General features: G+C 64.8%; 17 protein-coding genes. 13 read left to right on the top strand and 4 right to left on the bottom strand.

Annotated elements, in window-relative coordinates:
• The first annotated feature begins 31 nt into the window (after window positions 1-31).
• The 5 genes from PI87_RS24505 to PI87_RS24485 are packed head-to-tail and all read left to right on the top strand — an operon-like array spanning window position 32 to window position 5,063.
• The gene (locus tag PI87_RS24505; protein WP_039600333.1) at window positions 32-1,039 is read left to right on the top strand and encodes an ABC transporter substrate-binding protein; all 1,008 of its coding nucleotides are present in this window, start codon (window positions 32-34) and stop codon (window positions 1,037-1,039) included.
• Between the two features lie 27 nt (window positions 1,040-1,066).
• The gene (locus PI87_RS24500; protein ID WP_039600332.1) at window positions 1,067-2,104 is read left to right on the top strand and encodes an ABC transporter permease; all 1,038 of its coding nucleotides are present in this window, start codon (window positions 1,067-1,069) and stop codon (window positions 2,102-2,104) included.
• Entirely contained in the window at window positions 2,098-2,907 is an 810-nt protein-coding gene (locus PI87_RS24495; protein ID WP_039600331.1) for an ABC transporter ATP-binding protein, read from the top strand. The genes PI87_RS24500 and PI87_RS24495 overlap by 7 nt, the downstream gene beginning before the upstream one ends.
• 36 nt (window positions 2,908-2,943) lie before the next feature.
• Window positions 2,944-4,116, top strand: a complete 1,173-nt coding sequence (locus tag PI87_RS24490) for a c-type cytochrome (protein WP_039600330.1) — start codon at window positions 2,944-2,946, stop codon at window positions 4,114-4,116.
• Window positions 4,117-4,121: 5 nt separating this feature from the next.
• Window positions 4,122-5,063, top strand: coding sequence for an ABC transporter substrate-binding protein (locus PI87_RS24485; protein ID WP_039600471.1), 942 nt, complete (start codon window positions 4,122-4,124; stop codon window positions 5,061-5,063).
• 4 nt (window positions 5,064-5,067) lie between these two features.
• On the opposite strand, the gene PI87_RS24480 is transcribed toward PI87_RS24485, so the two are convergent.
• Genes PI87_RS24480 through PI87_RS24470 form a run of 3 tightly spaced genes read right to left on the bottom strand, consistent with a single transcriptional unit; the run spans window position 5,068 to window position 8,180 of the window.
• Window positions 5,068-5,670: a TetR/AcrR family transcriptional regulator gene (locus PI87_RS24480; RefSeq protein ID WP_039600329.1), complete on the bottom strand. Its 603-nt coding sequence runs from the start codon at window positions 5,668-5,670 to the stop codon at window positions 5,068-5,070.
• A 36-nt stretch (window positions 5,671-5,706) separates the two neighbouring features.
• Window positions 5,707-6,969, bottom strand: a complete 1,263-nt coding sequence (locus PI87_RS24475) for an MFS transporter (RefSeq protein ID WP_039600328.1) — start codon at window positions 6,967-6,969, stop codon at window positions 5,707-5,709.
• Window positions 6,970-6,986: 17 nt separating this feature from the next.
• Complete coding sequence (locus PI87_RS24470; protein ID WP_039600327.1) at window positions 6,987-8,180, bottom strand: porin; 1,194 nt, start codon at window positions 8,178-8,180, stop codon at window positions 6,987-6,989.
• Between the two features lie 212 nt (window positions 8,181-8,392).
• Here PI87_RS24470 and PI87_RS24465 point away from each other — a divergent pair, with 212 nt between their 5' ends.
• Window positions 8,393-9,604, top strand: coding sequence for a M24 family metallopeptidase (locus tag PI87_RS24465; RefSeq protein WP_084210089.1), 1,212 nt, complete (start codon window positions 8,393-8,395; stop codon window positions 9,602-9,604).
• A 6-nt stretch (window positions 9,605-9,610) separates the two neighbouring features.
• Window positions 9,611-9,979 (top strand): hypothetical protein, encoded by a 369-nt coding sequence (locus PI87_RS24460; protein ID WP_039600325.1) that lies wholly within the window; start codon window positions 9,611-9,613, stop codon window positions 9,977-9,979.
• Between the two features lie 5 nt (window positions 9,980-9,984).
• On the opposite strand, the gene PI87_RS24455 is transcribed toward PI87_RS24460, so the two are convergent.
• Entirely contained in the window at window positions 9,985-10,881 is an 897-nt protein-coding gene (locus PI87_RS24455; RefSeq protein WP_039600324.1) for a LysR substrate-binding domain-containing protein, read from the bottom strand.
• 337 nt (window positions 10,882-11,218) lie between these two features.
• On the opposite strand from PI87_RS24455, the gene kdgD reads away from it, so the two are divergent.
• The 6 genes from kdgD to PI87_RS24425 all read left to right on the top strand — a co-directional run bounded on the left by kdgD (window position 11,219) and on the right by PI87_RS24425 (window position 19,131).
• A complete protein-coding gene (kdgD, locus tag PI87_RS24450; RefSeq protein ID WP_039600323.1) occupies window positions 11,219-12,157 on the top strand; it encodes a 5-dehydro-4-deoxyglucarate dehydratase in 939 nt (312 codons plus the stop codon).
• A gap of 25 nt (window positions 12,158-12,182) precedes the next feature.
• A complete protein-coding gene (locus PI87_RS24445; protein ID WP_039600322.1) occupies window positions 12,183-13,754 on the top strand; it encodes an aldehyde dehydrogenase (NADP(+)) in 1,572 nt (523 codons plus the stop codon).
• A 92-nt stretch (window positions 13,755-13,846) separates the two neighbouring features.
• On the top strand, window positions 13,847-15,199 hold the full coding sequence (locus PI87_RS24440; protein WP_039600321.1) for an MFS transporter: 1,353 nt from the start codon (window positions 13,847-13,849) through the stop codon (window positions 15,197-15,199).
• A gap of 19 nt (window positions 15,200-15,218) precedes the next feature.
• Window positions 15,219-16,628, top strand: coding sequence for an enolase C-terminal domain-like protein (locus tag PI87_RS24435; protein WP_039600320.1), 1,410 nt, complete (start codon window positions 15,219-15,221; stop codon window positions 16,626-16,628).
• A gap of 45 nt (window positions 16,629-16,673) precedes the next feature.
• Entirely contained in the window at window positions 16,674-18,275 is a 1,602-nt protein-coding gene (garD, locus tag PI87_RS24430; RefSeq protein ID WP_039600319.1) for a galactarate dehydratase, read from the top strand.
• 1 nt (window position 18,276) lies between these two features.
• The gene (locus PI87_RS24425) at window positions 18,277-19,131 is read left to right on the top strand and encodes an NAD-dependent epimerase/dehydratase family protein (RefSeq protein ID WP_039600318.1); all 855 of its coding nucleotides are present in this window, start codon (window positions 18,277-18,279) and stop codon (window positions 19,129-19,131) included.
• Window positions 19,132-19,134: the final 3 nt, after the last annotated feature.

The raw sequence follows: 19,134 nt of genomic DNA, 5'->3' as shown, positions 1-19,134 counted from the left end.
ATCCAACGCATCACCATACGGGGAGCATTCAATGAGCCAAGACAAGGCGGGCATCTCGCGCCGCAAGGTACTGCACGCGGCCGCCGCCACGGCGCTGGCCGCACCGGCGTTGATTCTGGGCCGCAAGGCCTATTCCCAGCAGCGCAAGCTGACCTTTGCGTGGAACCAGAACTCGTTCTGCCTGACGCCCATCGTGGTGGCGCAGGAGCGCGGTTTCTTCGAGAAGAACGGCCTGCAAGTCGACCTGATCAACTACAGCGGATCGACCGATCAGTTGCTCGAGTCCATCGCCACCGGCAAGGCCGATGCCGCGGTGGGGATGATCCACCGTTGGCTCAAGCCGTTGGAAGCGGGCTTTGACGTGAAGATCATCGGCAGCTCGCACGGCGGTTGCGTGCGGTTGGTCGGTTCCAAGGCAGCGGGTGTGACCAACCTGCAGGCGCTCAAGGGCAAGACCGTGGGCGTGAGCGACCTGGCTGCGCCGGGCAAGCACTTCTTCACCATCCTGCTGGCCAAGAACGGCATTGACCCGGACCGCGACATCACCTGGCGCCAGTACCCAGCTGACCTGTTGGGCGTGGCGGTGGACAAGGGCGAGATCCAGGCCATTGCCGACGGCGATCCGAACCTCTACCTGCTGGAGAAGCGCACCAACGGCGCCTACGTGGAACTGGCGACCAACCTCTCTGGCGAGTACGCACGCAAGGTCTGCTGCGTGATCGGCGCACGCGGCGAGCTGGTGCGCAATGACCGCCAGACGGCCTCCGGCCTGGCGCGCGCCATCGTGCAGGCAACCGATTTCGTCAACGAGAACCCGAACGAGGCGGCCAAGGTGTTTGCCAAGTACTCGCCCAAGGTGGCAGCGGAAGACCTGCGCAAGCTCTACGCCACGCTCACGTATACACACCATCCAACCGGTATCGACCTGCGCGACGAGATCGCCTTCTATGCGGAGGACTTCCGTCGCATCGGCGTCATCAAGAAGACCACCGACCCGCAGCGGCTGGCGCAGCACGTCTACGTCAACGTGCTCGCCTGACAGGCGCGATTAGAGGAGAGCATCGACATGAGCACCATCCCGCAGACATTGGAAGTGCCGGGTGCGCTGGCCAATCCGTTTGCCCATGCGGCAGTCAACGTTCGCGTGTGGCGCACCGGCCTGGTGGCGGCGATCACGTGGGCGGCATTGGGCCTGCTTACGTGGCGCTGGCCCAACCACGTGGTTGGCTTTAGCGATTGGGCATTTACGGCAGAGTTGGGCATCGCCGCGTTGCTGGTGGGCGTTGCGCTGTTTGTGCTGGCGTCGGTGGGTGCGTACCTTGCGCCATTGCGTTCGGCACAGGAAGCGCTGCAGCCGTTCGGGCCTTGGCTCATTGCCGTGCCGATCGTGCTGGGCGCATGGGAAGCGCTGACAGCCAAGTCGGGCTTTCTGCCCACACCGTTCTTTGCCCCGCCACAGGCGTTGATCGAGGTCTATACCGAAGACTGGGCGCGCCTGGGCGGCAGCGTCGTCAACACGCTCAAGCTGCTAGGGCTGGGCTACTTCTTTGGCGCGCTGACGGGGTTTCTGGTGGGCGTGTCGATCGGTTGGTCGCGTGCGGTGGGGTATTGGGTGCATCCGGTGCTGCGCATTCTCGGGCCGCTGCCCGCCACGGCACTGCTGCCGATCACGTTTTACTTCTTCCCGTCGAGCTATTCGGCGGCGGCCTTCCTGATTGCGCTGGCGTCGGGCTTTCCGGTGGCGGTACTTACGTGGTCGGGCGTGGCCGGGGTGAACAAGAGCTACTACGACGTGGCGCGCACGCTGGGTGCGTCCAACGCCTTCCTGGTGCTGCGCGTGGCGATTCCGGCTGCGCTGCCGCAAGTCTTCGTCGGACTGTTCATGGGGTTGGGCGCGTCATTCACGGTGCTGGTGACGGCCGAAATGATGGGCGTGAAATCCGGTCTCGGCTGGTACCTGACGTGGGCGCAGGGCTGGGCTTCGTACGTGAACATGTATGCGGCGCTGATTGTGATGGCGCTGCTGTTCTCCAGCATCATCACCCTGCTGTTCAAGGTGCGTGACCGTGCGTTGGTTTGGCAGAAGGGGACGCTGAAATGGTAGCCGTGCTTGAACGCGAAGCGCCGGTTGAAGCGGTGCCACCTGCTGCCACGGGCGCACGCATTGACGTGCAGGGCGTGAGCCATTGGTTTGGCAATCGAGACAACCCACTGCAGGTGCTCGACAACGTAGACCTGACCGTGCGGCCCGGCGAGTTTGTCGCGCTGCTGGGGCCCAGCGGCTGCGGCAAATCCACCTTGCTGCGGTTGATTGCCGGGCTGGAAGCGCCCACACGTGGCCGCATCTTGCAGGACGACGCGCCCATCACCAAGCCAGATCCTTCACGCGTTGTCGTGTTCCAAGACCCGACGCTCTATCCGTGGCGCCGTGTGTGGGACAACGTCGCCCTTGGCCTGCAGGCGCGCGGCGTGCTCAAGGCGGAGCGCGACCGCGTGGACGATGCGCTGGAGCGTGTCGGCCTCAACGGCTTTCATCGCGCGTTTCCGCACGAGCTGTCGGGCGGCATGGCGCAGCGTGTGGCGCTGGCGCGTGCGCTGGTCAACGATCCGCAGTTGCTGGTGCTGGACGAGCCGCTGGGCAAGCTCGATTCCCTGACGCGGCTGGCCATGCAGAGCGAGCTGGTAGCGCTGTGGCAGCGTGCGCGTTTCTCTACGGTGCTGGTCACGCACGATGTGGAAGAGGCCTTGTTCCTGGCCCAGCGCGTGATCATCTTCAGCCCGCGTCCGGCACGCATTGCGGCGGAGCTGACGGTGGACTTGCCCTATCCACGCCATCGCGGAGACCCACGCCTGAACGCCTTGCGGCACGAGGCGCTTGGCCACCTCGGCTTGGGCCAGACCTGGTAGGGCACGTGCAGGACATTCCACGATGAAGGTGCAGTCATGAGCGGGCCGCCGCCGCCAACGGTCTGGCTCAACACGTTGCTTGGCTTCCTGCAGTGGGCGCAGCAAGGTCTGCTGACGCTGTGGCATGCGCTGGGGCTGACGGGCGATGTGCACGGTCAGCCGGCGTGGCCTTGGGGCGTGCGAATTGCCGGTGAAACGCTGTTGATCGACCTCGGGCAAGCGCGACAGGTGGGCATCACGCTGATCGCCGTGGCGCTGGCATTGGTTGCTGCGCTTGCGGCGATCTGGGTGCGTCGCTGGCGTGCGGTCGCGCTGGGGATTGCGGCAGGCCTATTGGTGGTGGCGCCGTGGCCGTCAGCGGTGGTGCTGTCATCCGCCGTGCCAACCAGCTTCCACGCCAGCCCGACCGCGTTCTCCCTGGCGTCCATTGCGAAGGGCGCGCGGGTCTACAACGCCGCTTGCGCAAGCTGCCATGGCGCAGATGGTCGTGGCGAGGGTCCATTGGCCGCCACACTCACACGGTGGCCACCGACCGTCGTCGGTCCGCTACTCGGCCGCCATGCCGATGGCGAGCTGTTCTGGCATATCGCCCACGGCATGCGGGATGCGCGAGGCGCAGTCACCATGCCGGCCGTCGCCAACCGGCTGAGCGACAACGAGGTCTGGGCCGTGCTCGACTACATGAAGGTGCTGGCCGCCAGCGGCGGTGTGCGCGCAGGCGGCTGGCCGTTGCCGGTGGCGCTGCCGGGGTTGTCCGTGCATTGCACGGACGCCTCGCCCGAACCATTGAATGCATGGCGGGATGGACAACGCGTGCGGGTTGTCGCTGTCGACGCTGCATCTGCAAGCCAACTGCCTTTTGAAGACCCGCGCTTCCAGACATTACTCGTCACGCCAGACGGCACGCTGCCTTCGCCACCACCGCCCATGCGGGCGCGCTGCGTAGTGGACAGCAAGGATGCCTGGCCCATCTTTGCGGCCATTGCCGGTGCCACGCCACAAACGTTCGCGGGCATGCAACTGCTGGCGGATCGCAATGGCTGGCTGCGCGCACGCGGTGAACCGGGCACCACCTGGTCCGATGCTGATTTTCTTTGCACCTCCGCCTCTCGCGCCGAGCAAACGCCTCGCGCAGCGGGACTCGACACACTCATCGCCCGCATGGACGCCGAACCGGTGCGCTATGTGAAAGGCGGCTTTATTCATTGACCACCATGCCGATTTCTCGACGACGTTTCACTCAATCTGCGCTGATGTTGGCGGCGGCACCTGCCTTGTCCTTGGCGCAGTCACGCCCTGTGCTCAAGGCCGGTGACCAGAAGGGCGGACTGCGTGCGTTGCTGGAAGCTGCGGATGCACTCAAAGGCGTGCCCTACGACATTCAGTGGACGGAGTTTCCTGCGGCTGCGCCGCTGGCAGAAGCGCTCAACGCGGGCGCCGTGGATCTCGGGCCGATCGGCGATGCGCCAGCCATCTTTGCGCTGGCTGCCGGCACGCGCATCAAGCTGATCGGCGCGAACCGATCTGACCCCTATGGCACGGCGGTGCTGGTGCGCCCGGATTCACCCTTGAAGACGGCGGCGGACTTGAAGGGCAAATCCATCGGGACCAACCGGGGTTCGATCGGGCACCTTGTGGCGCTCAAGGCGCTGGAATCTTCCGGGCTTGGAGCCCAAGATGCCAACTTCCGATTTCTGCCGCCGGCCGACGCGAAGCTTGCCCTGGTCAACGGCTCCATCGATGCGTGGTCTACCTGGGAGCCCTATACGGCGATGGCCGAAACCGCTGGGCATGCGCGCGTGCTGGTGAGCGGGCGCGGGTTGTGGTCGGGCCTGAGCTACCTGGCCGCTACGGATACCGCCTTGGCCGCGAAGCGCGATGTGCTGCGTGATTTCCTGCAGCGTGTGGTGCATGCCCAGATCTGGTCGTACCAGCATGTCGACAGCTATTCGGCCACGCTGGCGCGCATCATTGGCATTGCGCCCGAGGCCGCGCGGCTGCAGTTTGCACGGCGCCAGACAGTGTGGCGGCCTATCGATGCTCAGCTCATTGCCGAGCAGCAGCGCACGGCAGATTTCTATCTGAAGTCGGGCCTGCTCAAGCAGAAGCTGGAGGTGGCATCCACCTTCGATGCCGGCTTTCCGCTGACGGCCTGAGCGCTCAGGGCGCGGTGATCATCCGCGCAAAACGCTTCAGTGCAGCGGTGGTGCCTTTGCGATCGCCCGTGGTGACGAGATCGAGCAGCAGCCCGCGCATCGTCGCTACCTGAATGCGAGCACGGGCGCGGGCTTCGGCCGCGGGCAGGCCAAGCCGCGCTTCGAACAGCGCCGTGACAGGCGCGAGCCAACTGTCCACCACGTCACCGAGAAAATCATGAAAGCGCTCGGGCTCGCGAATGGCGCGTGCGTACAGCTCAAACAGCAGCCGGATGATGGGCAGATAGGCATCCGACGCGTAGCGGTCCCATGCGGCTTCAATGGCGGCCACTGGGTCATCGATGTCGTTCTGGATGCGCACGCGCGCAAGCTGCTCGCGGTGGCGGATCTCGCGCAGCACGATCTCCCAGAATTCATCGGCGGAGCCGAAGTGGTAGATCAGCATGCGGTGGCTGGTGCCGATGGCCTCGGCCACGCGCCGCAACGACATGTCGCCGATACCGTTGTCGAGCACATAGCGGACAGCGGCATCGAGCGATTTGACGGCAGACTCGCTGGGTGTGAACGGGGTCTCGGTGCGCTTCTTGCGCGGTGCGGCAGTGGTCATACGGGATGCTGCTCGAGGCTTGGATTGCCCGCCAGTCTACGCGATCAACGGGCGCTGCCAAGCCGGTGGCTTACGCATGCAAAGAATGGCCACCACCGACACAACAGCCGCTGCCAGCAGGTAGTAGAGCGGCGCCCGGACGATGCCTTGCGAGAGCGCATAGGTGGACACCACAGGCGACGCGGCGCCAAACAGCATCACGCCGATGTTGTAGCCCAGCCCAATGCCCAGCGCGCGCTGCCCGGGCGGAAAGCGCTCCGCAAAGAACGGAAAGCTGCCGCCCAGGAACAGGCCGAACCCGAGCGCACACGCCACCTGGAAGGCAAACAGCGCCCCAGGCGTCGGGCTGGCGAGTAGCCGTTCGTATAGCGGCGTACCCAGGCCCAGCGCCAGCACGATGCCGAACAACATGATGCCGCTGCGCCCGCGCCGGTCAGACCAAGGCCCGCCGATCAACGAGCCGGCAATGATGGCGAGCGCCGCCAGCGTGGATCCGATCGCCCCGGTGGTCTGCCCGATCTTGAGCGCCTGCGTGGCAAATGCCGGCATGAAGACGATGGCCAGGTAGACCACCGCCGAGCCGAAGCCCGTCAATGCCGAGACCATGATGACCTGCGCGGCCAGCGTGCGGGCCGGCAGCGTACGTGCCTCTGCGCCGGTGACCAGCGTGGCACCCGTGTGCAGGCTTTCATTCATGTGCCGCCGCAGATAGGCCCCCACCGGAATCACGCACAGCCCCACCACAAAACCGATACGCCAACCCCAATCCAGCGTGCGCTCCACACCCAGCGTGCCGAACACCAGCAGGGCCAGGCCGGACCCGGCTGCCAGCGCCAGATAGGTGGATGCGCTGAATACGGCGCCATACCAGCCGCGCCGGTGCGGCGGGCAGGACTCGATCACCAGCGCACCAGCGGCACCACTTTCGCCCGAGGCCGCAAAGCCCGACAGCAGCCGGCCCATGATCACCATGGCCGTCCCGAGCAGGCCTGCTGTCTTGTAGGGCGGGGCAACGGCAATCAGCAACGTGCCTGCGCCCATCAGCAGAACCGTGGCAACCATGGCGGCCTTGCGACCGCGCCGGTCAGCGTAGCGGCCGATGCACCAGGCGCCGAACGGACGCACGACAAAGCCGGCGGCGAAGGCGGTGACGGCGGCCAGCGTGGAAAGTACCTCGTTGCCTGCTGGAAAGAAGTTGCGCGCAATGGCCAGCGCAAAGTAGCCGTACAGGGTGAAGTCGAGCCATTCGAAGAAGTTGCCGACGGCCGCGCCGACCAGGTTGTGGCGAAGGGTTGTCATATCGCGTGCCTCCGGGGTTAGAAGCGGTAGCGCACGCCCACCGCCACCTGAAACTGATTGGCGCCCGGCGTGACGCTGCTGGTGGTGCCGAGCGATTGCGCCAGCGTATTGGCGCCATACGCCGAGGCCGCCGCCGATGTGCCGAAGGCCACGACCGGATAGCTCGTACCCGCGCCACCCTGGTTATGGACAAACGCCCCCAACAGGTACACATCAACGTTCTTCGACAGGTAGTAGCCGAGCTGTGCGCCCACCAGATACGGGTGGATATTGGTGTCTTCCACCCGCAGCTTGTAGAAGCCGACGCGCAGGTCGGTGTTGCGGGTCAACCAGTAGGCCGCACCGGCCCAGTACAGGTGTGTGGTGTATCCGCGCCGCGCTGCGCCGGAAGAGGGGCGGTCACTGTCGTGCGAGTAACCGGCGTACAGGTTGAGCTGGTTGATCGTGTAGTTGACACCCAGCATCCAGGTCTCGCGCTTCCAGTCGTTCAGGTAAGCGGGGCTGGCGATGGGTGGGCGCGGTGTACCGGCCGCCACGGCGTTGATCATCGAGCCCGAGGCGTCCCACGGGTTGTCTTCTCGGTTGTAGCCAGCCACCAGCGTGAGCGATGGTGTGCCGTACATCAGGTGCGCGCCAAAATCGCTTTTCTGCACGTTGCTGCCGGGCGTGCCGAATGCGTAGAGCATGCTGCCCGAGATCGGCCCCCACGATGCAGGCGTGGTGTACCGGATGGTCTTGTCGAGTCGGTAACCGTTGCCGGGCGCCAGCACGCTCAACTGGCCCAGCGCCACCACCGAAGCCGTGCCGGTCCCTTCACGCAGCGGGTCGGCCATGTAGGCGGCTTCCAGGATGGGGGCGTAGGTCCGGCCCAGCGTCACGCGGCCGTACGGTCCTTCCAGCCCGACCCACGATTCGCGTGACCATGCCTGCTGCTGTGTTGCGCCGTTGGCCGGAGAGAACCCTTGCTCCAGGTTGAAAACGGCGCCCCAGCCTTGCCCAAGATCTTCCCGGCCGCGCATGCCCCAGCGGCTGGTGGTGAGAATGCCCGCCGACATGCCAGATAGGCTATCGCCCGCTGCATTGACGTGCGTGGTGTACGACAGGGCATTTTCAACCGTGCCGTATAGCGTCACATTGGACTGGGCATACGTCGAGCCCATCACGGAAAGGCCGATCACGCCCGCCGCGCGGATGCCGCCTGCAATTCCCATCGCTGTCTTCCTCCTGGTTCTGTTCTCAGAGTGTTCTTTCTCACGTACCAATCGGTACATCAGTAACGCAAGAGGCCAAAGAATGACTCTGCGCGAAGGGCATCATGCGCTTAAACAGCAGAGTTGGTATTTGCGAGATTCCCTAGTTGTCCCGATCAAATCATGTGTGTACCATTCGGTACGTTTTATTTTTGAACTGACGCGGGATCACCATGAAAGCAGCCTTTACACCGGAGCAGGACCAGGAATTCCAGAGGCGTGCCGATGCAGTGTGTGCTGCAATGCGCGCGGCGGGTCTGCGTCAACTGGTGCTGACCGACACCGACAACCTGTTCTATCTGACCGGCGCCACCTTCGATGCGCTGGAGCGACCGTTCTTCCTGATCCTCGGTGCAGACGGCGGGCGCCAGCTGGTGGTGCCGACGCTGGAGCTTGACCACCTGGGCAAGGCATGGGGCGCACAAGACCGCGTCTCGACCTATCGCGAGTACCCGGCGCCTGCCGGGGCGACCTGGCATGACGCGTTGCTCGGCACGGGGCTGCTGCAGCCGGGGTTCGCGTTCGAGCCAAGCCTGCCGCTGGCGATGGCGCGAGTGCTGCTCGATGCCGGTGGCGAGCCACATGAGCTGATGGAAGGCATCCGCATCATCAAGTCGGCATGGGAAATTGCCGCCATCGAGCGTGCCGCGCACTATGCAGACTGGGGCGTCCAGCAAATCCTGCGCAGTGCCTCAGAAGGCGCGTTGGTGGCCGAAACGTTTACGCCAGGGCAGGCGCTCTCGCGCAAGATCATCCGCGAGACTCCCGATTGGGACCCGGTGGCCACGCGCGTCATCTGCGGGGCATGGCCCGCGCCGCTGAGTGCGGAGCCGCACGCCATTCCGCGCCTGGACATGACACTGAACGAAGGCCCGCACGTGGCGATGGTGCTGACTCGCGTCAATGGCTATGCGGCAGAAAGCGAGCGCACGTTCTTCACCACACGCCCCGACCCGCGGGCACGCGAGCTGTTCCACCTGCTGGAAGCTGCACGCGAGCGGGCGTTCTCACTCGTGCGCCCAGGCATGCACTGCTCGGAGCTGGACTGGCAGGTCAACCGTTTCCTGGCCGGTAGCGGCTATGCGGGCGACAGCGTGCGGCTGCACCGCTGCGGACACGGCTTCGGTCTGGGCAATCACGAACCACCGTGGATTGCCGAAGGCAGCGAACACGTGCTGCAGGAGAACATGGTGATTTCCATCGAGCCCGGCATCTATCTGGCGGGCGAGGGTGGATACCGTCACTCCGACACCGTGCTCGTCACCGCCAACGGCTACCGCTGTCTGACCAAGGCACCGATACGGTTGAACGAGCTTGTGCTCGGGCGCCCCAAGCTACGTCATCGGCTGCAACGCAGTCTGGTCCGCAATGCGCTGAACCTGTGAGCGGCCATGCAGATATTGCTGCTGCAGATCGCCTACCTGTGCGTTGCACTTGCCTTCAACGCGTTGAGTGTCAGCCTGGCGCTGGCGGGTAGGAAACCGCTGGCGCCAACCAACCTCGTTGTCGCTTCTGGCGTGTTCGCGCTGTATGCGCTGGCCTTGTGGGTAGGGCATACCGGGTTCGATGCCGCCTACCGCGCGGCGATGCTGTGCTTCGTGCTGGTGCTCGGTGCGGGAGGGGTGCTCGCGCATCTGCGTCGCGGGCCGACGCAAGCCTATCAGTCATTGGCTGCCTGGGCGGCCGCCATCCTCATCAACGGCACAGGTGTCGTGCTGAATGTTGCGGGCGCCATGATGGGCGCCCGCAGTGTTCTCTGACCCGATCAGCGTCCACCGGTGAGCGACTGCCGCAGCGTGTCTTTCAGCACCTGGAACGCCGGGTTGTCGTTGTCCTTGCGATAGGCCAGCCATAGCTCGACCGGCTTCGCAGGGGTGGTCCGCACGGGGCGGTAGACCACGCCTTCAAAATGCAGCATCGATGCCGCTGCGGGGATCAGCGCCACGCCAATCCCGGCACGCACCAGCGCCAGCATCGAGTGAATCTGGCTGACGTATTCAACGATGTCGGGCAGCACCTCGGCACGTTCGAGCAGACCGCTCACCAGTTGGTGGAAGTAACGCGCTTCGTAGGGCGAGTACATCAGCAGCGGTTTGCCCTCGCAGTCGCGCAGGCTGGGGCGTAGCGGCCAGGTATCGGCCACGGCTTCGGGCAATGCCAACACCATCGACTCCTGCGAGCACGGTACCGCCGTCAGCTCACCGTGCTCCACGGGCGGGCGCAGCAGGCCAACGTCAATCTCACGCGCATCGAGCGCCGCAAGCTGCGCACCGCTCACCATCTCCTTCAACGTCAATCGCACCCCTGGGGATGCCGCCCGCACAGCGCTCACCAGCGCGGGCAATTGCCCATAACCGACCGTTGCCGTGAAGCCAATCGCCAATGACCCGGTTGCGCCTGTGGCGACACGCCGCGCCGTGGCAGCCGCCTCGTCGGCCAACCGCAGAATGCGCGAAGCATCCGGCAAGAAGCTGCGCCCGGCAGCGGTCAACCTGACGGAACGGCTGTTGCGCTCAAGCAGCTCGGTGCCAACTTGGTGTTCCAACAAACGCACCTGGCGCGACAGCGGCGGCTGCGTCATGTGCAGACGTTCAGCGGCGCGCCCGAAGTGCAGTTCTTCGGCCACAGCGACAAAGCAACGGAGTTGGCTCAGCTCAAACATCGATTCAAGACAGGTATGGATGGGGCTCTTTAACTATCTTGAATTGGAATGATGCGCAGCGCAAGAATTGGCCGGCACGACGGGCCTCCGGCATGGGCAGCGGTAAAGCCTGAGGATCCACCCACATGGCGCGATACCGTGTCTTGGCACCAGGCGGCGGTCACTCCATGTGCAACCGCAGCATCCGATCAGGCGGCTAGGGGAACACCCTGTATCAATACAAAACGTGTATTAATCGAGCTATTAATTGGCTTGGACTTGAATCGTTCCCGATGCAAGAATCCGCTCATCAACAACACCTGACCACGGCCGCAGTGGTCTTCAGGCAGAGCGAGACATGTCCCGATATACCCCCAAAGAATTCGCCCAACAGATCGGCTCCGGTCTGCTGTCCTTCCCGATCACGCACTTCAAGGCGTCCGATCTGTCGTTTGACGAAGACGCGTACCGCAAGAACCTGGCCTGGCTGTTCAGCCACGATGCCGCCGGCTTGTTTGCCGCAGGCGGCACGGGTGAGTTCTTCTCGCTCACCGCGACCGAAACGGACCGCGTCGTGCGCGCTGCCGTGGCGGAGACCGGCGGCAAGATCCCGGTGATCGCCCCCGCAGGCCGTGGCACCGCTGAATCGATCGAATACTGCAAGGCCGCTGAAGCCGCCGGCGCCGACGGCATCCTGCTGCTGCCCCCGTACCTGACCGAAGCCTCCGCCGATGGCGTAGCCGCCCACGTGGAGCAGGTCTGCAAATCGACCAAACTGGGCGTGATCATCTACAACCGCGCCAACCAGATCCTGGACGCCGATCACCTGGAACGTCTGGCCGATCGCTGCCCGAACCTCGTCGGTTTCAAGGACGGCGTGGGCGATCTGGAACTGATGACGCGCATCTACGCCCGCCTGGGTGACCGCTTCACCTACATCGGTGGCCTGCCCACCGCCGAAACCTTTGCGCTGCCGTACCTGACGATGGGCGTGACGACGTACTCGTCGGCCATCTTCAACTTCGTGCCGAAGTTCGCCCTGGAGTTCTACGCCGCCGTGCGCGCGTACGACAACGCCAAGGTCTACAAGATGCTCAATGAGTTCGTGCTGCCGTACATCCAGCTGCGCAATCGCAAGCGTGGCTACGCAGTGTCGATCGTCAAGGCTGGCATGAAGGTCGTCGGCCGCAGCGCCGGCCCGGTGCGCGCACCGTTGACGGACCTGACCGACGCAGAAGTGGCCGAGCTGGCAGCGCTGGTGTCGCGCGTGGCCGAAGTCGAAAAACTGGCCGCCTGAGCTCAACCCGAATAAGGAACCCACCATGTACTTGAGCGGCGAACTGCTGCTGGGTGCTGCCCGCGTTGCGGGCGGTGCCGGCACGGTTCGCGCCATGAACCCCGCCACCGGGGAATGGCTCGAACCCGAATTTACCCTGGCCTCCAAGGCCGATGCCGCGCGTGCCGCTGAACTGGCCGCCGCGGCCTTTGACGTTTACCGCGAGACCGCACCGGAAGCGCGCGCCGCGTTCCTTGAAGCCATCGCCAGTCAGATCGAAGCGCTGGGCGATGCGCTGATCGAACGTGCCATGGCGGAATCAGCGCTGCCGCGTGCCCGCCTGGAGGGCGAGCGTGGCCGTACGTGCGGTCAGCTCCGTTTGTTTGCGAACGTGGTGCGTGCCGGCGACGCCGTGGGCGCGCGCCTCGATTCAGCACTGCCCGAACGCAAGCCGCTGCCGCGTTCCGACCTGCGCCTGCGCCGCATCGCGCTGGGCCCGGTGGCCGTGTTTGGTGCGAGCAATTTCCCGCTGGCGTTTTCAGTGGCGGGCGGCGATACCGCATCGGCGCTGGCGGCTGGCTGCCCGGTGGTGGTGAAGGCGCATCCGGCACATCCGGGTACGTCGGAGCTGGTCGGCCGTGCCATCCAGGCAGCCGTTGCCCAGTGCGGGCTGCCGGAAGGCGTGTTCTCGCTCATCCTGGCGGACAACGATGTGGCGGGCGCACTCGTGGCTAATCCGCGCATCCAGGCCGTGGGCTTTACCGGCTCGCGCGCTGGCGGTCAGGCATTGCTGCGCATTGCGCAGGCGCGTCCGCAGCCGATTCCCGTGTATGGCGAACTGAGTGCCATCAACCCCGTCTTCCTGCTGCCCGACGCGCTGGCCAAGCGTGCCGCTGTGCTGGGGCAGCAGTATGTGGCCTCGCTCACGATGGGCGCGGGTCAGTTCTGCACGAACCCAGGCCTGCTGTTGGCCATCGATGGGCCGGATCTTGACGCATTTGAAGCCGCCGCAGCTGCAGCCATGGGCCAAGCGCCCGCGCAGCCGATGCTGACTGCCGGCATTCACGCCGCGTACGCACGTGGTGTCGACAAGCTGGCTGGTGAAGCCAACGTACGCTGCGTCGCGCGCGGGCAAGACAGCGATCAACCCAATCGCGGGCAGGCCGGTTTCTACACCACCGATGCCAAGAGCTTCCAGGCACAACCGACGCTGCACGACGAAATCTTCGGCGCTACCGGCCTTGTCGTTCGCTGCCGTGACGCAGAAGAACTGCGCACGCTGGCCGAATCGCTCGAGGGCCAGTTGACGGCCACGCTGCATTTGGATACCGGTGATACGGCGATCGCCCGTTCGCTGCTGCCAACCCTGGAGCGCAAGGCAGGCCGCATCCTGGCCAACGGCTGGCCGACCGGTGTTGAGGTGTGCCAGGCCATGGTGCACGGCGGCCCGTGGCCCGCGACGACGGATTCGCGCACGACCTCCGTCGGCACGGCTGCCATCGAGCGCTTCCTGCGCCCGGTGTGCTACCAGGATCTGCCGGCAGAACTGCTGCCGCAGGCACTGCAAGACGCGAACCCGCTCAAGCTGCGTCGCCTGGTCGACGGGCAGTGGCAGTAATCAGGTCGTCAACAAGCACATAAAAAGCCGGGCCGCACAGGACCCGGCAGCTTGAACCCAGGCGCGCATGACGCCGGACCTAGGAGGAGACAATGGATATCAAAGCCCCAACTGTTGGCGCGCAAAGCGTGCCGCGCACCGAGCGCATGAGCCGCGTGCGCTTCGTGATCCTCGCGATGCTGTTTATCGTGACGACCATCAACTACGCCGATCGCGCGACGATCTCCATGGCCGGCTCGGCCATGCAGAAGGAACTCGGCATCGATGCCGTGTCGCTCGGCTATATCTTCTCGGCCTTCGGCTGGGCCTACGTGATCTCGCAGATTCCGGGGGGCTGGCTGCTGGACCGTTTCGGCTCCAAGCGCGTGTACACGTTCAGCATCCTGCTGTGGTCGTTGTTCACGCTGGCGCAGGGTGCCATCGGTTTCTTTACCGGCATGACCGCCATTGTCATGGTGTTCTGCCTGCGCTTTCTGGTGGGCGCGGCTGAGGCGCCGTCCTTTCCGGCCAACAGCCGGATCGTCGCTGCATGGTTCCCCGCCAATGAACGTGGCACCGCATCCGCCATCTTCAACTCGGCGCAGTACGCAGCCACGGTGGTGTTTGCGCCGTTGATGGCCTGGTTGGTGCACGAGTTTGGCTGGCACCACGTCTTTATCGTGATGGGCGTGATCGGCATTGTCATGGCCTTCGTGTGGAAGACCTTCGTGCACGACCCGAAGGACCACCCCGGTATCAACCGCGCCGAGATCGAGTACATCGAAGCCGGCGGCGGCCTGGTCAACATGGACCGTGCCGGCGTAGCCAAGACCGAAGGCCCGAACCTTGGCTACGTCAAGCAACTGCTTCGCAACCGCATGCTGATGGGCGTGTACATCGCGCAGTACTGCATCAACGCGCTCACCTACTTCTTCATCACGTGGTTCCCGGTGTACCTGGTGCAGGCGCGTGGCATGTCCATCCTGAAGGCCGGTTTCGTGGCGTCGATTCCTGCGGTGTGCGGCTTCCTGGGCGGCATTCTGGGCGGGATCATTTCCGATGCGCTGCTGCGCCGCGGCGCCTCGTTGTCGGTGGCGCGCAAGGTGCCGATCGTGCTGGGCATGCTGCTCTCCATGAGCATGGTGATCTGCAACTACGTGGATGCCCAATCCATCGTGGTGGCGGTGATGGCGTTGTCGTTCTTCGGCAAGGGCCTGGGTGCCCTGGGCTGGGCCGTCAACTCGGACACGGCACCTAAGCAGATCGCCGGCCTGTCGGGCGCGCTGATGAACACCTTCGGCAATCTGTCGAGCATCACCACACCCATCGCCATTGGCTACATCGTCAACACCACGGGTTCGTTCAACGGCGCGCTGGTGTATGTGGGTATCCATGCCGCGGTGGCCATCCTCTGCTACCTGGTCATGGTGGGCGAGATCAAGCGCGTGGAACTCAAGCCGCTGTAAGACAACAGGAGACGTAGTTGTGACGTTGCAATCGATCGAATCCGGCGCACGTACGCACACACCGCGTGTGACGGAGATGCAAGTGATCCCTGTCGGTGGGCGGGACAGCATGCTGCTGAACCTGTGCGGCGCGCACGCCCCGTTTTTTACCCGTAACCTCGTCATCCTCAAGGACAACGCCGGGCGCACCGGCGTGGGCGAGGTACCGGGCGGGGAGGGCATTCGCCAAGCGCTGGAGCGCGTGATTCCGCTGGTGGTGGGGCAATCCGTTGGTCGCACCAATGGGGTGCTGAACAGCATCCGCCGCGCGCTGGCCGGCGGCGGCAACGCGGCGCATCAGGCGACGGTGCATCAGGTGACGTCCGCTTCGGAAGCGGCCGTGCTGCGCCAGCCGCACGAGATCAACCTGCGCATGGACAACGTCATCACCGCGGTGGAAGCGGCGCTGCTGGACTTGCTCGGCCAGTTTCTGGAAGTGCCGGTGGCAGAACTGCTGGGTGCCGGGCAGCAGCGCGATTCGGCGCCGATGCTCGCTTACCTGTTCTACGTAGGGGATCGTCGCAAGACCGATCTGCCGTATCTGGAGGGTGGAAGCGGTGCGGATGACTGGCTACGTTTGCGCCACGAAGCCGCAATGACGCCGGACGCCATCGCCCGTCTGGCGGAAGCCGCCACCGAGCGCTATGGCTTTGCCGATTTCAAGCTCAAAGGCGGTGTGATGCGCGGCGCAGAAGAGATGGAGGCAATTGCCGCCATCAAGGCGCGCTTCCCGCAAGCACGCGTCACGCTGGACCCGAACGGTGCCTGGTCGCTCAACGAGGCGATTGCGCTGTGCAAGGGGCAAGGCCACCTGCTGGCTTATGCAGAGGACCCCTGTGGCCCGGAAGCCGGCTACTCGGGGCGCGAGATCATGGCCGAGTTCAAGCGCGCCACCGGTATCCCGACCGCCACCAACATGATCGCCACCGACTGGCGCCAGATGGGCCACGCGATCCCGCTGCAAGCCGTCGACATTCCCCTGGCCGATCCGCATTTCTGGACCATGCAGGGCTCCGTGCGTGTCGCGCAGTTGTGCAATGAATGGGGCCTCACGTGGGGCTCGCATTCCAATAACCACTTCGATGTCTCGCTGGCGATGTTCACGCACGTGGCGGCTGCCGCGCCTGGCAACATCACCGCTATCGACACGCACTGGATCTGGCAGGAAGCCGAAGAGCGCCTGACACGCGAGCCGCTGCGCATCCAGGGCGGCCACGTGGCGGTGCCTGATCGCCCGGGCCTGGGTATCGAGATTGACATGGAGCGCGTCATGGCGGCCCATGCCCTGTACAAAACCCTTGGACCGGGCGCGCGCGACGATGCCATGGCCATGCAGTACCTCGTGCCGGGCTGGACGTACGACCCCAAGCGCCCGAGCCTGAGGCGTTGAACTGCTGAGCTGTTTGATGCGCACCACCCAATTCCGGAGTCTGTGATGTCCGAATCCACGCTGGCCGCCGAGGCCAGCACTGAAACCGAGAAGGCGCTGACGATCCGCGTGCATGACGGCGACAACGTCGCCATCGTGGTCAACGCGCGCGGTCTACCCGCAGGCACAGCGCTGGCCGATGGCACCGTGCTGGTCGAAGGCGTGCCGCAGGGGCACAAGGTGGCACTGGCCGACTTGGCCGAAGGCGATGCCGTCATCCGCTACGGCGAGGTGATCGGCTATGCCGTCAAACCGTTGCCGCGCGGCAGCTGGATCAACGAGCATGCCGTGAAGCTGCCGTCCGCGCCTGCGCTGGATGAGCTACCCCTGGCGACGCGCCCCGACCCCAAGCTGGCAAAGCTCGAGGGCTACACCTTCGAGGGCTACCGCAACGCAGACGGCACGGTCGGTACGAAAAACGTGCTCGGCATCATGACCAGCGTGCAGTGCGTGGCTGGCGTAACGGACTACGTGGTCGGCCGCATCAAGCGCGAACTGCTGCCCAAGTATCCCAACGTGGACGATGTGGTTGCGCTCAATCACGTCTATGGCTGCGGTGTGGCAATCAACGCCCCGGCGGCCATCGTGCCGATCCGCACGCTGCAAAACCTGGCGCTCAACCCGAACTTTGGCGGCGAGATCATGGTGATCGGCCTGGGCTGCGAGAAGCTCGTGCCCGAGCGCCTCGTGCCGGAAAAGCTTGCCCCGGGCGGCCGCATTCCCATTGAGGTTGCAGGTACGGCAGATTCGCCCGTGCTGCGCCTGCAGGACGAGGCCTTTGACGGCTTCATGGGCATGACCGATGCCATCATGGAGATGGCCGAGCGACGTCTTGAACACCTGAACAAGCGCCAGCGCGAGACCTGCCCGGCATCCGACCTCGTGGTCGGCGTGCAATGCGGCGGCAGCGATGCGTTCTCGGGCGTGACCGCCAATCCGGCGGTCGGTTTTGCGGCCGATTTGATCGTGCGTGCGGGTGGCACGGTGATGTTCTCGGAAGTGACCGAGGTACGCGACGCGATCCACCTGCTCACGCCACGCGCCATCGACGAAGACGTCGGCCGCGCGTTGCTGCGCGAAATGGCCTGGTACGACGACTACCTGAGCGGCGGCCAGACGGACCGCAGTGCCAACCCGTCGCCAGGCAACAAGAAGGGCGGCTTGTCCAACGTGGTGGAGAAGGCGCTGGGCTCGATCGTCAAATCAGGCAGCACGCCCATCGTCGACGTGCTCGGCCCCGGCGAGAAAGTGCGCCGCAAGGGCCTGATCTTTGCCGCCACGCCGGCCAGCGACTTTGTATGCGGCACGCTGCAGCTCGCCTCAGGCATGAACCTGCAGGTGTTCACCACCGGGCGCGGCACGCCTTACGGCCTGGCCATGGCGCCCGTCATCAAGGTGTCGACGCGCAAGGCGCTGTCCGAGCGCTGGCATGACCTGATCGACCTCGACGCAGGCCGCATCGCCACGGGTGAGGCCAGCATCGCCGACATCGGCTGGGAACTGTTCCACCTGATCCTCGACGTGGCCAGCGGCCGCAAGCAGGTCTGCGCAGACAAGCTCGGCTTGCATAATGCGCTCGCGCTGTTCAACCCCGCCCCCGTAACCTGATATGACCGTCACCAATACCGACACGCCTGCACAGACTGATCCGCTGGCAGGCATCACCACCCGCTGCCACCGCCTGCTTTTGACGGGCGCAGGCGGCAACCTGGGCAAGGTGCTGCGTGAGCGCCTGCCCAAGTACGCCGACGTACTGCGCATTTCCGACATCTCGGACCTGGGCGCCACACGCCCGGGCGAAGAGGTCACCCTGTGCAACCTGGCCGATCCCCAAGCCGTTGACGCACTGGTGGCGGGCTCGGATGCCATCGTGCATCTGGGTGGCGTCTCGGTTGAGCGCCCATTTGAAGAGATCCTGCCGGCCAACATTCAGGGCGTCTACAACCTGTATGAGGCTGCGCGCCGTCACCGCGTGCGCCGCATCGTGTTTGCCAGCTCGAACCACACCATCGGCTTTTACAAGCAGGGCGACGTCATCGACAACACCGTGCCGACCAAGCCCGATGGCTACTACGGGTTGAGCAAGGTCTTTGGTGAGCAGCTCGCCAGCTTCTATTTCGATCGCTACGGCATTGAAACAGTGGCCATCCGCATTGGCTCGTCGTTTGCTGAGGCCCGCGACCGCCGCATGCTGGTCACGTGGCTTGGCTACGACGACCTGGAACAACTGATCCGCCGCGCCGTGTTCGTACCAAACGTTGGCTTTACGGTGGTCTACGGCATGTCGGCCAACCGAGACCGCTGGTGGGACAACCGCAATGCCGCCCATCTCGGCTACGTGCCCACCGAGACCAGCGAGATCTTCCGCACGCAGGTTGAGGCGCAACCACCACTGCCCGCGGACGACCCGGCCGCGCGGTATCAAGGCGGTGCCTTCGTCAAAGCCGGCCCGTTCGGAGACTGACCC

The organism is Ralstonia sp. A12, assembly GCF_000801955.1.
Taxonomy (GTDB): domain Bacteria; phylum Pseudomonadota; class Gammaproteobacteria; order Burkholderiales; family Burkholderiaceae; genus Ralstonia.
This window is presented reverse-complemented; position numbering and strand designations above follow the sequence as displayed.